At 51.9% G+C, this 15,179-nt stretch carries 15 protein-coding genes; 3 read left to right on the top strand and 12 right to left on the bottom strand.

What is annotated here, in order from left to right:
• Positions 1 to 3 precede the first annotated feature (3 nt).
• The 9 genes from B880_RS0115605 to B880_RS0115565 all read right to left on the bottom strand — a co-directional run bounded on the left by B880_RS0115605 (position 4) and on the right by B880_RS0115565 (position 10,849).
• Entirely contained in the window at positions 4 to 1,080 is a 1,077-nt protein-coding gene (locus B880_RS0115605; protein WP_017348375.1) for an ATP-binding protein, read from the bottom strand.
• Positions 1,077 to 1,775: a response regulator gene (locus B880_RS0115600; RefSeq protein ID WP_237761020.1), complete on the bottom strand. Its 699-nt coding sequence runs from the start codon at positions 1,773 to 1,775 to the stop codon at positions 1,077 to 1,079. Before B880_RS0115600 ends, B880_RS0115605 begins: the two co-directional genes overlap by 4 nt.
• 46 nt (positions 1,776 to 1,821) lie before the next feature.
• Complete coding sequence (locus B880_RS0115595; RefSeq protein WP_017348373.1) at positions 1,822 to 3,198, bottom strand: efflux transporter outer membrane subunit; 1,377 nt, start codon at positions 3,196 to 3,198, stop codon at positions 1,822 to 1,824.
• On the bottom strand, positions 3,198 to 6,317 hold the full coding sequence (locus tag B880_RS0115590) for an efflux RND transporter permease subunit (RefSeq protein WP_017348372.1): 3,120 nt from the start codon (positions 6,315 to 6,317) through the stop codon (positions 3,198 to 3,200). The genes B880_RS0115595 and B880_RS0115590 overlap by 1 nt, the downstream gene beginning before the upstream one ends.
• A gap of 1 nt (position 6,318) precedes the next feature.
• The gene (locus B880_RS25120) at positions 6,319 to 7,479 is read right to left on the bottom strand and encodes an efflux RND transporter periplasmic adaptor subunit (RefSeq protein WP_051005709.1); all 1,161 of its coding nucleotides are present in this window, start codon (positions 7,477 to 7,479) and stop codon (positions 6,319 to 6,321) included.
• 123 nt (positions 7,480 to 7,602) lie between these two features.
• Positions 7,603 to 8,493 carry a GNAT family N-acetyltransferase gene (locus B880_RS0115580; protein WP_026042693.1) on the bottom strand — a complete coding sequence of 297 codons (891 nt, stop codon included), beginning with the start codon at positions 8,491 to 8,493 and terminating at the stop codon, positions 7,603 to 7,605.
• A 470-nt stretch (positions 8,494 to 8,963) separates the two neighbouring features.
• Positions 8,964 to 9,227 (bottom strand): hypothetical protein, encoded by a 264-nt coding sequence (locus B880_RS0115575; protein ID WP_017348369.1) that lies wholly within the window; start codon positions 9,225 to 9,227, stop codon positions 8,964 to 8,966.
• Between the two features lie 43 nt (positions 9,228 to 9,270).
• Positions 9,271 to 9,489: a hypothetical protein gene (locus B880_RS0115570; protein WP_017348368.1), complete on the bottom strand. Its 219-nt coding sequence runs from the start codon at positions 9,487 to 9,489 to the stop codon at positions 9,271 to 9,273.
• Between the two features lie 184 nt (positions 9,490 to 9,673).
• Positions 9,674 to 10,849 carry an MFS transporter gene (locus B880_RS0115565; protein ID WP_202813424.1) on the bottom strand — a complete coding sequence of 392 codons (1,176 nt, stop codon included), beginning with the start codon at positions 10,847 to 10,849 and terminating at the stop codon, positions 9,674 to 9,676.
• A 105-nt stretch (positions 10,850 to 10,954) separates the two neighbouring features.
• Between B880_RS0115565 and B880_RS0115560 the strand changes: the two genes are divergently transcribed.
• Positions 10,955 to 11,746 (top strand): AraC family transcriptional regulator, encoded by a 792-nt coding sequence (locus tag B880_RS0115560; RefSeq protein ID WP_017348366.1) that lies wholly within the window; start codon positions 10,955 to 10,957, stop codon positions 11,744 to 11,746.
• Positions 11,747 to 11,767: 21 nt separating this feature from the next.
• Here B880_RS0115560 and B880_RS25115 read toward each other — a convergent pair whose 3' ends face one another.
• Positions 11,768 to 12,073: a hypothetical protein gene (locus B880_RS25115; RefSeq protein ID WP_017348365.1), complete on the bottom strand. Its 306-nt coding sequence runs from the start codon at positions 12,071 to 12,073 to the stop codon at positions 11,768 to 11,770.
• Between the two features lie 30 nt (positions 12,074 to 12,103).
• Complete coding sequence (locus B880_RS0115550; RefSeq protein ID WP_017348364.1) at positions 12,104 to 12,706, bottom strand: cupin domain-containing protein; 603 nt, start codon at positions 12,704 to 12,706, stop codon at positions 12,104 to 12,106.
• A gap of 297 nt (positions 12,707 to 13,003) precedes the next feature.
• Between B880_RS0115550 and accB the strand changes: the two genes are divergently transcribed.
• Positions 13,004 to 13,450, top strand: a complete 447-nt coding sequence (gene accB / locus B880_RS0115545; RefSeq protein WP_017348363.1) for an acetyl-CoA carboxylase biotin carboxyl carrier protein — start codon at positions 13,004 to 13,006, stop codon at positions 13,448 to 13,450.
• A gap of 11 nt (positions 13,451 to 13,461) precedes the next feature.
• A complete protein-coding gene (gene accC / locus B880_RS0115540; protein WP_017348362.1) occupies positions 13,462 to 14,808 on the top strand; it encodes an acetyl-CoA carboxylase biotin carboxylase subunit in 1,347 nt (448 codons plus the stop codon).
• A gap of 47 nt (positions 14,809 to 14,855) precedes the next feature.
• On the opposite strand, the gene B880_RS25110 is transcribed toward accC, so the two are convergent.
• On the bottom strand, positions 14,856 to 15,179 hold a 324-nt coding region (locus B880_RS25110; protein ID WP_017348361.1), incomplete at its 5' end, for a porin.

The raw sequence follows: 15,179 nt of genomic DNA, 5'->3' as shown, positions 1-15,179 counted from the left end.
TCCTCAAATAAGATGTGAAGGTTTAGCCCTCGGAAGCCAGAAGGAAAAACGCGTGCCTTTTAGCGCGTTCTGTTCACAATAAACCTTGCCGCCGTGGGCCTGGACAATCGCTTTCACCACCGCAAGCCCCAGACCTGTTCCTCCGCTGTTGCGCGAACGAGATGCATCAGTACGTACAAATGCATCCCACAGGGTTGAGGCCAGCGCCTGATCGATACCCGGCCCTTCGTCATCAATATGAATCATGACGCCTTCGCGATCTTCCTCACAGGAAATCATGATAACGCCGGGAACAGAGTAGCGGCGTGCATTCTCCAGAAAGGCCAACATCACTTGCCTGAAGCGCGAAACATCGCACTCAATCACAACGGGATTAAGTTTGAGCACCAGCGAAAGGTGGCTCTCTTTAAAATCCTCTTTTACCAGTCCTGATAACGCACAGATTTCAGTATCGATATTCACGCGATCGTAATAAATATGCAGATGTCCGGACTGGGCCAGGCTAAGTGTTCTCAGATCTTCAATGAGCCGCGTGAGACTGTCCGTTTGATGGACCAGACTGACGAAGAGCTTATTGTCCGGCGCAAATATGCCATCGGCTAAACCCTGAAGCCTGCCCCGTAAAATCGTCACTGGCGTTCTTAATTCGTGAGCAATAGCGGCGTTCCACGTACGAATGTCCTGAGACATGGTTTCTAACGTTTCAGCCATACGGTTGAAATCTTTTACCAGGGCGCTGATCTCCCCAAGTTCCACTGCCCCACCCACGGCTCGTGCGGTTAAATCGCCCTCAGCAACACGCTTTGCGCTTTGCGTTAGCGATTCAAGCGGCACGATCATTTGACGCGCAAACTTTGCGGAAACAAGGACAGAAACCAGTATGGTTAATATCGTGGTGACGATCATTGTTATCCAGTCTCCCACGTTCCCTATGTCGAAATCCGGTGGCAGAAATTTGCCTGAAAAGAATCCCATAAAGGTGGGATAAAATCCGTAGGTCGCGAATGAAGTCAGAAATGAATAAAAGGTAATTTTGATAATCAGCCAGTTTAGCTGTTGGCTGAGACCACGACGCTTCATTTCCGCTCTCCAAGACGGTAACCGAAGCCCCTGACATTTTGCAAAAGCCCTGTAGCCTCGGCATCCTCAAGTTTCTTACGCAGTTTGCTGATGTGGCTGTCAACGGTTCTGGGAAGCGTATCACCTTCAGGGAAGCAGGCCTCCAGCAGTTCCTCTCTGCTGAACACACGGTTCGGTTCCCGCACAAACTGCGTGATTAAGCGAAATTCAGTGGTGGTTAAACGCGGCGCGATATCCACTGAGCTGGCTTTTACAATAACGCTATGCTGCGCCAGGTTGATGGAAAGCGAGGAAGTAGACAGAATTTCTTCGGAAAAACTCGCCGCCCGTGAGCGCCTCAACACCGCCTGAACCCTCGCCACCACTTCGGCTGGATTGAAAGGTTTTACAACGTAATCATCTGCGCCAATACGCAGCGCTGAAAGCTTGTCCACGTCATCATCATTCGCGGTCAGCATGATTACCGGGGTGTTGCCACGACGTCGGACCTCAGCAAGGACTTGCCACCCGTCCATGACGGGCATACGCACATCAAGAATGATTAAGTGAGGGGGCGATGAAGCACAATACTCCAGCGCTAACGCACCGTTTTCAGCATGGTGAGTGCGATAACCCGCATTTTGTAAATATGCGGTTAATATCGCGGCTATCTCGTGGTCATCTTCGACGATCAAAATCAGTGTGTTATGCATAATGACTCTTATATGATTGCAATCACCCGCCGTGGCGGGTGATAAATCCTTACTCGTTGATACCACCGCCAAGCGCTTTGTACAGAGTGATGGCGTTATCAATCTCGTTCTGCCGTAAAGTGAGTAACGTTTGCTGCGCGCTGTAAAGCTGGCGCTGAGCGTCCAGCAGTTCAAGGCGATTATCCAGGCCTGCCTGATAGCGCTGCATCGACAAATGCAATCTGCGTTCGGCACTCTCCACGACACGCTGTTGCGCAGACATCTGTTTACGGTAGGTGGCGTTGCCCGCCAGTCCATCAGAGACTTCGCGGAAGGCGACCTGAATCGCTTTGTCATAGTCGGCCACTGCTGTGGATTTTTTCAGCTTTGCGACATCCAGTTCGTCCTGCAGGCGTCCTCCCTGGAAGAGCGGTATAGAGACCTGTGGCAGGAATTGCCATGTCTGACTCCCCGAGTCAAACAGCTGTGACAGCTGCGGACTTGCCTGACCAAAGGACGCGGTAAGGGAAATCCTCGGGAAAAAGGCAGCCCGTGCTGCACCAATATCCGCATTCGCCGCTTGCAGGTTCAATTCCGCCTGAATGATATCAGGTCTGCGCGTCAGTAAATCTGACGGAATGCCTGCGGGCAACTCGGTTTCGATGTCGCTCTTCATCAACGTACTTTGCGGCACAGGTGGCGTCTCGCGGGTGCCCACCAGTAACCTTAATGCATTTCCAGCCTGAAGGTACGCCCGTTCGTTCGCCTGGACGTCGGCTTCCGCCGTCGCAACCTGCCCCTCAGCTTGTGCAACATCGATCGCACTGTTCTGATTAGCGGCCTGCAATTGACGCGCAAGCACTAAGGAGTGTTGCCAGTCTTGTAAGGTTTGCCGGGATAACGCCAACTGCTCTGCGGTTTGCATCTGGTTATACCAGGCACGCGCAACCGAGGCAATCAGGGATATCCGGGCAGCCCGCGAACCGGCTTCTGTCGCCAGGTATCTGGCATAAGCGGCGGTAGATAAAGACTTCACCCGGCCGAAGAGATCAATTTCAAACGCGCTGAGATTCACACCTGCCGTGGTCTGATCCGTGATGCCTCCCGTGCCTGAAGCCGCATTAGTTCCGGTATCCTGACGCGTCCAGCTTCCATTCATCTCCACGCCAGGCAGACGTGCAGCGCGTTGAATGCGGTACTGAGCTTGCACCGTGTCGACATTTAACATCGCAATACGCAAATCCCGGTTATTGGATAATGCCAGGGCAATGGCCTGCTGTAGTTGGGGATCTTTAAACATTTCCCGCCAGCCGAGGTCTGCGCCATTCCCTGTTACCGCATTCTGCTGTGCGTAATGTTGCGCCACTGGCGAGGGGCCATGTGTTAGCGCAGGATTTAATGAACATCCACTGACGAATAACGCCATAAAAACAAGCGTTCTGTTCATTATTGATTCTCCTGCGCTTTTTTGGCACCACGATGCGCCAGTTTATTTCTTAATGACATGACGCTGACAAAAAAAAGCGGGACAAAAATAATGGCCAGTAGCGTCGCGCTGACGATCCCACCAAAGACGCCAGTGCCAATAGCATGCTGGGTTTCACTGCTTGCACCAGAAGCAATGATCAACGGAACAACGCCTAAGCCGAACGCCAGGGAGGTCATGATGATGGGGCGCAGGCGCATTTTGGCTGCGGTCATGGCGGCCTGCCAGAGACTCTGCCCCTCTTCATGCAGTTGTTTGGCAAACTCCACGATAAGAATGGCGTTTTTCGCTGACAGTCCAGTCACGGTGATCAAGCCGACTTTAAAGAACACATCATTCGGTAATCCTCGTACCATGATGGCAAGAACAGCCCCCACAATACCCAATGGGATAACCAACAACACAGACAGTGGAATGGCCCAGCTTTCGTATAACGCGGCTAAGACTAAAAAAATAACCAGGATGGAAAGTGCCATGAGCATAGGTGCCTGGGCTGATGACTCCTGCTCCTGTAACGACTGCCCGGTCCACTCCACCGCAAACCCTGGCGGCAGCTGTGAAGCCAGTTTTTCCATTTCCGCCATGGCATCGCCGCTGGAAACGCCTGCGGCGGCACTGCCTGATATCCTCATTGCCGGATATCCCTGATAACGAACCTGTTGCAGCGGTGCATCTGACCACACAGGGTGAATAAACGTTTTCAGCGCAACCATCTGGTTATCGCTGTTGCGTACATACAGGTTCAGGATGTCATCGATTTGCATGCGATCTTTAGCATCTGCCTGAATGATGACCTGCTGCATTCGACCTTTATCAGGAAAATCATTGACGTACAGCGAACCCATCGCAGAGGAAAGCGTGTCACTGATACTGGTAAAGGAGACCCCCATGGCATTGGCTTTTTCACGATCGATATCAAGGCGAATGTTCGTTCCTGGGGCCAAACCATCAGGGTATACCTGTACCACTTTGTGGCTTTTCGCGGCGAGTTGCAGCAGCTGAGTCTGCGCAGCCTCCAGTGCCTGGAAGCCCTGGTTAGCGCGGTCTTCAAGCCGCAAGGTAAAGCCTGAAGAGGTTCCTAACTCCTCAATGGCGGGTGGCATCAGGCTCATGACTGAACCCTCCGGCGAGTCACTCATCGCCTGCTGCGCAAACGCGCTCTCCTCTTGGGTAGACGTGTTACCCCGCTCCTTCCAGTCTTTCAGGACAGTAAAGGCAAGTGCGGTATTGGCACCGGAGCCAGAGAAGCCAAAACCAATAATCGATTGGTTCGTCGCGATTGCGGGACGTGAAGCCACCGCATTCTCATATTTTTTGACGACCGCGAGCGTACGCTGCTGGGTTGCATCCGCAGGTAATTGAAACGCGGTCATAAAATACCCTTGATCTTCTTCTGGCAGGAAACTTGAGGACAACTGGCTAAATGCCATCCCCATTCCCGCACTGATCGCCACAAACAATAGCAGCATTCGCGTTGAGCGCTTCAGCGTGGTTCTCACCCACTGTGAATAGCGATTTGTCAGCCGATCAAACCCGCGGTTAAAGAGGCCGAAAATGCCCCTTTGCGCATGCCCTTCCGGGATTTTTTTAAGCAGCGTTGCGCACAGCGCAGGGGTAAGCGTTAGCGCCAGGAGCGCGGAGAACAAAATGGACGTCGCCATTGAGAAGGCAAACTGGCGGTAGATAACGCCCACTGAACCACTGGCAAACCCCATCGGAATGAAGACCGCCGTAAGCACCAACGTAATCCCGATGATCGCGCCCGTGATCTCCTGCATCGCACGTGAGGTGGCTTCGCGGGGTTCGAGGTTTTCTTCGCGCATGATGCGCTCGACATTCTCCACCACGACAATCGCATCATCGACGATGATGCCGATCGCGAGAACCAGCCCAAACATCGTCAGCACGTTGACGGAGTAGCCAACGAGCAGCATCACGGATAGCGTGCCCAACAAAGCGATTGGCGCAACAATCGCGGGTATAAAGGTGTAGCGGATGTTCTGTAAAAACAGATACATGACAATGAACACCAGCACCATAGCCTCGAGAAGCGTGTGAATCACCTTCTCGATGGAGAGCTTTACGAAGGGGGCAGTATTGAAAGGGAGGGAATATTGAATATCCTGCGGCATTGACAGGCTCAATTCGTGCATACGCGCCGCCACCGCATCCGCGGTTTTTACGGCGTTTGCACCTGGTGCAAGCATAATCGCAGCACCAGTTGAACTCTTCCCGTTGTCACGGATCATCATGCTGTAGCTTTGCGCACCGAGCGCGACTTTTGCCACGTCAGACAACTTCACTTTGGAGCCATCTTGATTGGCACGCAGGACAATATTGGCAAACGCCTCAGGCGTAGAGAGCTGTCCCTGTACCGTTAAAGGGATAGTGACACCTTGATTCGGCATCGCAGGCTCATCCCCTACCCGTCCCGGCGCGATTTGCACATTCTGTTGGGAAATCGCCGTGGAAATGTCACCTATCGTCAGATTGAAAGCCACCAGTTTGATGGGGTCCACCCAGACGCGCATGGCTCTTTCGGCCCCAAACAGCTGAACGCGACCCACACCAGGTATTCTGCGCAGTTCGTCAACCACATTTCTGGCCATATAGTCGCTTAAGGCCTCGCTGTTCATTTGGCCTTGCTTTGAGGTCAGACTGACGATCATGAGGAAGCCTGAGCTGGCAGATTCGACCTGCAGCCCATTTTGACGCACGGTCTGAGGCAGACGGGGCTCTACCGTCTTGATCCGGTTTTGTACATCCACCTGAGCAAGCTCTGGATCGGTGCCCGGCTTGAAGGTGACGGTGATCGTCGCCTGGCCAGAGGTATCGGTAGATGATTCAAAATAAAGCAGATTTTTAACACTGGACAGTTCGCGTTCAATCAGCCCCACCACGGAGTCATTCATGGTCTGCGGTGAAGCCCCAGGGTAAGTTGCAGTGATGGTGACATTCGGCGGCGCCACGGAGGGATAGCGTGCAACCGGGAGTTTAGGTATCGCAATGACGCCAAACAAAATGATAAACAGCGCCAACACCCAGGCGAACACCGGACGTTTAATAAAAAACTGAGCCATTTTACTCTCCTGCTGTCATCGTCAGAGATGTCGGAGACGCCGGAGCCACCGCCGCCGCGACTTTGACGCCGTCAGCCAGCTTCTCCATTCCCATGACCACGACACGGCTCCCTGCCGGTAAACCGGAGGATATGCGGTATTCTCCCTGTGATAACTCTCCAACATCGACGTTGACCTGGTGTGCTTGCTGCTGTTCATCCACCACCCAAAGCGTGGGAGTTCCCTCGTGGCGGGACACGGCCTGCTGCGGAACCATCAAAGCGTCGTCGTAGTGCTGCCGGGGGATCTGCACACGTACAAACATGCCCGGCAATAATTCGCGATTTGGATTTTTGAGCTCAATACGCACCAGCACTTCGCCCGTGCCAGCATCAACAGAAATTCCTGAGAAAAGTATCTTTCCAGGGTGTTGATAGACCGTGTCGTCCGGTAATAACACCTGCACCGGAAGCGCAGCAGCAGTATCCTGCTCACCGCCTACTTGACGGCGAAGCTGGTTATAGACCTCGGCAGGCTGGCGTACGTCAACGTAGATAGGATCGGTTTGATAGATACGGGCAAGTGGGCTGGTATCCCCTGGCGTCACGTATGCCCCCTCTGTCACCAGCGTCTGATCAATCCGGCCTGAGATCGGGGCTTCAACAGTGGCGAAACTTAAGTCGAGCTGTTTACGCGCCAGCGTCGCACGGGCCTGAGCAACGTCCGCCGCTGCCTGACGCGCATTGGCAACCGCATCGTCATAACTTTGACGGCTGACGGCTTCGGATAACATCAGCGGCTTCAGGCGATTGACTTGCTGCTGGGCTTTATCGTTCGCCGCTTCTACCCGCAGTAACCCGGCTTTCGCATTGGCGACATCCGCTGCAAAAGGGGCGGCGTTAATCTGGAAAAGTGCCACGCCCTTGGTCACCTCTGCGCCCTGTTCAAACAGGCGATGCTGGATCACTCCGTTAACCTGTGGTCGTATTTCGGCCGTGCGCCAGGCGGTAACCCGACCGGGCAGCGTCTCTTTAACTGATAAAACGCGAGGCTGAACGACCTCAACAGCGACATGAGGAGGATGAACGTCTGTCTCTTGACTGACTTTCTTATCACAACCCGTCAGGACAGCACCGGTTAAAATCAGAAGTAGCGGTAGTGGGAAATGTTTAATACCGGGCATGGTACTCTCGTATTAGAAAATGATGGCCAATGGTAGCGAAGTTGCGTTTACTGGCCGTTGAGGATGTGTTTAGGTTGTGTGTAGACGATAAATAATTTTGTAAATTTAAAGAGTGGGTTAATTTTAAAACAGCGTTCTCCCCGAAGGCATAATGTCACACCACTGTTTTTTGTACTGCCATGCCTGGTTGTAAGCACCAAGTGAAAAAATACATTTTTTATTCGCTGACGCTGACAACGCTTTTGCCTCGCGGATGTTTTCCCACAGTAAAACACTGCCAATACCCAGTGACTTGAACTGCGGATCTAATCCGCCATTAAAGTCTTCAAAGTAGTACCAGGATGGGCACTCCACTTTATAGTTAAGGTCGAACGCGCAAGGCGTATCATTGACGAATAAAACCTTGCCAAAAATCATGTCCCTGAATTCGGTAAATGTTTCATGCAAAACGTCTCTGTTTATACATTTAACCGTGTTTTGCCAGCGTAAGTTAAACAACTGATGGTAAATGGTTGAGATTTCACCAGGCGAAAAGGCGGTAACATCTTCGATAACCCCGCCATTTTGTTGAAATCGTCTGACTTCGCCATTTCTTTTTTTTACCGATTTAGCGGAAAAATCGGACTTAATGTGAGCAATTTTCTTCTTGAAGAGGTTATGGCGAATGCTGTTGCGTACAGATGTCTGAGAGTATGGGGATAACCGTTTGGTTTTAAAAGGAAGCATGACTTTCACCCCTGGTTTCACAGGGAGGATCAAGTCATCAAAAACAAAGGGGATGCCGGGGTTTTTATATTCCAGAGAACCATTGACCGAAAAGACAGCAGCGACAGGACCCGAAGCTGAACATTTTAAATAGTATTGAACGCTGAGACTCTCCCGTTCAGAGAGATATGAAAGCACCCTGGGATGGGTACAAAAACTTCCCCCAAAAGTATTATAAATTTGCGTGTAGGCAGTAAGATCGCACTCTTCCCAGCCCGTTTGTTTAAGTTTTAAATGTGTGAGAAACAAAATTAACACCTGAAGTTAAACAGTAAAAAACCGACAACCTGTTACGGTTGATTTCACAAGGAAGTGACTGTTTAAATCAGTGAGATTAAACCAAATATAAACGGGCGCAGGAGAAATTCAATGAAATCCTGTTAATTTCATTTCTACACACATCCTACACATTAACTACACGCATTCTACACAGATATAAATAAAACTTTCATCACTCTCAAAATATACACAAAGTTCAAAATAAAATTAAGAAAAATTTGCAATGCAGATCTTTATAGGCTGAGCGAATTTTTGACGCCCTGCAACCTGAGAATGGCACCTGATGATTCAGGTGTAACGTGGATTAAATCGCTTTGGCACGGTGTAAATTGCGTTTCAATTGATCCACTGTTAGCAGCGATTGAGAAGGTGAATACACAACTTGTAGTTAACCGGACAGAATAAACAGCCCGGATGACAGGAAAAATATCGGCAGGGGATTAAGTCAGCTCTGCGCCGATATCGCGCATTTTAGCGAATATGGCGTCAATCTGGCTCTCATCAAGCACCAACTGTGCGGAGAGTAGGAAAAGCATAGGTGCACTGATAGAGCGAGGCTTATCGCCACCCGTGTACTTACGCCATTGTCTGCTATCGGCCAGCCCGGCAAGGTCTGCCATCTGATTACCGGTGTAGCCTAATTCATCTTTAAGACGGGTTAGATCGTCTGTGGTTGGGGCTGAGTAGTTTTTTAAAATGCGCATAGATGCCTCAAATGCAAAAAGCCCCTTTGCGGGGGCTTTTTTACTACAGTATTTTCGATAACAACGTGGTGCAGGCTACCACAGCACCGATAAGCCCTGTTGCGATGGCCACTGGATACCAGAAGGTTTCGCGGGTCATTTTCAGCCTTTCCGCATTCATCTTCTGGGCTTCAGCGTTCAGCTTTACGGTTTCGGCCATCAGCTTAGAAATTTCGGCCTGCAATTTAACGGTTTCATCAGCGGTCATGGTGTTGTCACTCATCTTTCATCCTTTCGGGATTTCCGGGCCGCGCCTCTTGCGCCGCCCTATGTTAAACACAATGGGCCCAATGGGCCTACATGTCAACACACAATACCTGCGTTTATGGCTATTTTTGGAACAACCGCATGAAAAAACCTTAGTAACCGCCGATCTGGCGTTAGTAGCGCTAAGCCAGCTATGGCACCTATTCCGCCTGTTGAACACGCTGTAAATAGCGTTTACGTACCTGTGCAACGACGATAAGCAATATTATCCCCATGCCTAAACACAGTGCGGTAATGCCCTTTACTGGCCCCATGTGGGCCGTGGCGATACCGGCAACCCACGGCATCGCGCCACCCAGCAGATAACCGCCGGACTGTGTCACACCACTGATCCGGGTCGCTTCATCACGCGAGGAGGAAAACTCCAGTGGCAGCAGCAAGGCTATCGGGAACAAGCCCCCGGTGGCAATACCGAGAAACACAGCGGGGGCCCAAACGGTGAGAGATAAATCCCCCAGCATCAGGAAGCCGGTGAGCGCGCAAACGGTGAAAATGATCATCGCGCCCGCCACCTTTACACGCATCAGGCGCATCAACAGCGGGAAAAACAGGCTGGTGAGGGTCTGCAACAGCATAAATCCCGCAATAAACCCGCTGCTCGCCTGCTGAGAAAAGCCGGAAGCGAGGTATAAACTGGGCAACCACGCTACAATCGTATAGTTAATGCCAGCCTGTAAGCCAAAGAACAGCGTCAAGGCCACCATCCCCAGACGATCCAGACGTTGAGATTGTCCACGCGAGACCTCAGCAACCTCATGCTTAGCACCGCCTGACCACATCACCCACAGCATCGCCGCAATCAGTGCCGGAATAGCCCAAAATGCCAGACCACCTTGCCAGCTCCCGTAGGCGGTGGACAAAAAAGGTGTGGTATAGGCAGCAACGGCAGAGCCTACCCCCATGGCCGTGGCGTAAACGCCCATCGCCGCGTGGGTCTTATCGTGAAACGTCTCTTTGATAAAACCGCTTAACAGCGGCCGAATAATAGCATCACCGATACCAACCAACGCTGCCGTTAACAACAAAAGGCCAAAGGTTTCGGTTTTCAGGCGCAGTGCAAGGCCAGCCATCAACACGATGAAAGCCAGCATCATCGAGGTCTTTAGCCCAAACCGGCGATCGAAAGCGTGCCCAAGTGGGGATAACACCCCCATGCAGACCACCGGGATTGCGGTCAGCAGGCCAAGATAGCTGCTGCTGATCGCCAGCTGATGCTGGATGGTGTCCAGCATCGGTGAAAGCGATGAGATACCGGTACGCAGGCAAAGCCCTGCGCCAAAAACCATCAACCAGGGCAATAACATTCTGTCTTTCATTCCATTCATCCCGTTGCAAAATCAACACAGGGTAGCGGTCGTCCCGCATCCATGCTTTCGATATAATGACAATATATATCGAACAGATGCCAAAGGAGCGCGCCGGTGCGAGCGAGTCTGAATAACAAAGAGTGGGTTCTGGCCACCACCTCTTCGCTGACAACATTGCCACGGCAGGTGTACTTTCGCGCATACGGTATTCAGGGCGGAACCTGTGTACAGGAACATCAGCACAGCTGGTGGCAATTTCTGTTCGCACGAGAAGGCCTGATGCAGGTTCAGGCTGGGGAAATGACGATTCTACTGCCGCCTGATTATGGCGTTTGGATACCGCCAGGATGCCTTCACACGCTGTGGGTCAGCGAAGAGGTTGAGCTGGAGAGTTTATACATCAAGGCGGAGGCCATTACCCTCAAGCCAGATGAAACCCGGGTGGTGATGGTGGATGATTTTGTGCGTGCATTTATTCATCACGGCTGCACGTCACTCCCGGTGCACTATGACGAAACGGGGACTGAGGGCCGAAAAGTAGAGGTGCTGCTGGATTTACTCCAGTCCCTGCCAGATGCCCCGCTGAACCTTCCCTTTCCTGCCAACGCCAGGCTGCTTGATGTCTGCCTTGCGATTCAGGCCGCACCGCATCTACCACATACACTCGAACAGTCCGCCGATCTCGCATGCATGTCAACGCGATCATTTTCACGGCATTTTCTGCGCGCAACGGGGTTACCGTTTCATCAATGGCGGCAGCGTCTGCGGCTGTTGAGCGCCCTTGAAATGCTACGTTCCGGCAGGACGGTCACTGAGGTCGCGCTAACCGTCGGGTACTCGACACCCTCGGCGTTTATTTATGCTTTCAGGCAACTGTTTGGCCAGTCTCCGAAGCACTTTTCCTGAACCGGTCCAACCGCTCCGGGCTTACCAGAGAAACAGATCTGTCCATTTGCCACGCCAGGTCAAAAAACCGCCAAGGTTGTTCAGGCGCTTTTCCAGAAAAACCACATAGCGGGCACGTTCGACCGGTTTATCGCACGTGACTCCCCGGTCGCTCAGCGCTTGCCAGGCGGCTAACCTTACCTGAAAGACAAAATCGTGTTTCACCAGATACTGTAGCGCCTCTTCGCTGTGGCTATCGGTGCGTCCCTTTAATACGCCAATCAGCTTCAACCGTTTTTGAAAGTCGCTCTTGTCTTTCAAAAGGGCTGCGACCTCATCCTGTTGCACTGCTCGCTCCTTGTTAGGCGAAATACCTGATTAACTGCGTTGCCACTGGCTAATCAGTGGGCCTTGCGCACCCGTCACAGGATCGCTGGCCGGAAACGGGAGATGTGCCATACGGTCAATCATCGCCTGCGTGGGCGCTTCACGGCAGATATCCCAGTTTTGTTGTGGCGGGTACGCGCCCACCACCAGAAAATCATCACTGCTTCCCTGATTGCAATGCCCGGTTCCCGTTGGCAACAGTACCACATCACCTGCGGAGAGCGTGACGACATGCCCGCCAGGACCACCCAGCATCACGTCCGCTTTGCCGCTTACGCAGCCGAGCACCTCATGGGCAGTGCTGTGATAATGGTGATAGTCAAAAATGGAGGCCACCCACTGAGGCGGCCACTGATGATGTTCAAATTGCGCTTCAGCCACCCCGGTTCGATCGGCTGCGGGAGCCAACGCCTGTTTATAGAGGATAACCGGCAAGTGAGCATTGTTAGGAACCCAGCTGTTACGTTCCAGGTGCAGTAACTGCACATTGTCGGCGTGGGGAGCGGCAGCCGCATAACGACTAAACAGGGTGGGAGCCGCCAGGGCCAGGCCGGATATCCAGGACATAAAATGTCTGCGCGATAACTCAGTCATAACTGTTCCCTCTTACGATGAATTTGTGACAGCGATCAAAGTATAGCGAGAGTCATCGCCTTGCCAACATTACGATTGTTACATTATTTCTCATGAAACTAATTCGCTTGAAGCCAACGGTATCGTGGTATGTGTCACTGTTTCAGCGTCCCAAAGCAGAGAGAACCTGAACCTGGGCGGGGGTTTCGTGGCATTTATCTAACCTTTGCTTATCACATCACCTGAACTCCCTATGCCTTCTTTATCTCATTCCCCTGCTATAACAATATCCTGACTCAATCGAAAAGAAGCGAAACCATGGATATTCGTAAAATTAAGAAGCTGATCGAACTGGTAGAAGAGTCTGGCATCGCTGAGCTGGAAATTGCCGAAGGCGAAGGGTCTGTGCGTATCCGCCGTGCATCAGCGACTCCTGTGATGCAGCAGGCGTATGCGGCCCCCGTTGCACAGCCTGTTGCTGTACCCGTTGTTGCTACTGCGGAAGCTGCACCTGTAGCGGCTGAAGTCAGCGGCCATCTGGTTCGCTCACCCATGGTGGGGACGTTTTATCGTACCCCTAGCCCGGATGCGAAAGCGTTTGTGGAAGTGGGCCAGCGGGTCAATGTAGGTGATACCCTGTGCATCGTAGAAGCGATGAAAATGATGAACCAGATCGAAGCGGATAAAGCGGGCGTCGTGAAAGCGATCCTGATTGAAAGTGGACAGCCGGTGGAATATGACGAGCCGCTGGTCGTCATCGAATAACAGGGGATACCATGCTCGAAAAAATTGTCATTGCTAACCGCGGTGAGATCGCCCTGCGTATCCTGCGCGCGTGTAAAGAGTTAGGCATCAAAACTGTTGCGGTTCACTCAACGGCTGACCGTGACCTGCAACATGTGCTGTTAGCAGACGAAACCGTCTGCATCGGCCCGGCGCAGTCGGTTAAAAGCTACCTCAATATCCCAGCCCTGATCTCCGCAGCCGATGTCACCGGTGCGGTGGCTATCCACCCAGGGTACGGCTTTCTGTCTGAAAATGCCGACTTCGCAGAGCAGGTTGAAAACTCTGGCTTTATCTTCATCGGCCCGCGCGCTGAAACTATTCGTCTGATGGGGGATAAAGTTTCGGCCATCACCGCGATGAAAAAAGCCGGCGTTCCTACCGTTCCGGGTTCAGACGGCTCACTGACTGAAGACATGGAAAAAAACCGTGCGTTTGCAAAACGCATTGGCTATCCGGTCATTATCAAAGCATCTGGCGGCGGCGGTGGTCGTGGTATGCGCGTTGTGCGCAGCGACAAAGACCTGGAACAATCCATCAACATGACGAAAGCGGAAGCCAAAGCGGCGTTCAACAACGACATGGTGTACATGGAGAAATACCTTGAGAACCCGCGTCACATCGAAATTCAGGTGATGGCGGACGGTCAGGGTCACGCTATCTATCTGGCTGAACGTGACTGCTCTATGCAGCGTCGTCACCAGAAAGTGGTGGAAGAAGCACCAGCACCGGGCATCACGCCAGAGCTGCGTCGCTACATCGGCGAGCGTTGCGCCAAAGCCTGTATCGATATCAACTATCGCGGCGCGGGGACTTTCGAGTTCCTGTATGAAAACGGTGAGTTCTACTTCATTGAAATGAACACCCGTATTCAGGTTGAGCATCCGGTGACCGAGATGATCACGGGCGTAGACCTGATCAAAGAGCAGCTGCGTATTGCTGCCGGTCTGCCACTGTCGATCAAACAGGAAGATGTGATCATTCGCGGCCATTCGGTTGAGTGCCGTATCAATGCGGAAGATCCGAATACCTTCCTGCCAAGCCCAGGCAAAATCACGCGCTTCCATGCGCCAGGGGGTTTTGGTGTGCGTTGGGAGTCGCATATCTACGCCGGATACAGCGTGCCGCCGTACTATGACTCCATGATCGGTAAACTGATCGCTTACGGTGAAAACCGTGATGTGGCGATTGCTCGCATGAAAAATGCGCTGGCAGAACTGATCATCGATGGGATTAAAACCAACGTTGAGCTGCAAATGAAAATTATGGCAGACGAAAACTTCCAGCTGGGCGGCACCAATATCCACTATCTGGAGAAAAAACTCGGATTAGCCACCTGAATGCAGAGAAGAAAAAAGCCAGCATATTTGCTGGCTTTTTTTTGCTGTCAGAATTGATAAACAATACCGAGTGCCACCTGGTCATCACCGGCCAGGCCTAATTTATTATTACTGTTAATTTGGTTAATTTTCCAGGCGACAAACGTTTTCATATTTTTATTGAAGTTATAGGTTAATCCCGGCTCGATAAATTTCAGCACATAGGCATCACCCACACCTTCCACATGCTTCGCCTTGGTCTGAACGTAAGCAATTGTCGGGCGTAAACCGTTCAGGAATTGATATTGCAACGTTGCTTCAAAGCTTTCGGTTTGATTGGCAAAGCCACTCTCGCCCGTCAGGCTATTACTGTTGACATCCTCCCCCACCTT

The sequence above is a fragment of the Pantoea sp. A4 genome (assembly GCF_000295955.2).
GTDB lineage: Bacteria > Pseudomonadota > Gammaproteobacteria > Enterobacterales > Enterobacteriaceae > Pantoea > Pantoea multigeneris.
The sequence above is the reverse complement of the archived record's forward strand: the minus strand, read 5'-3'. Positions and strand labels throughout refer to the sequence as shown.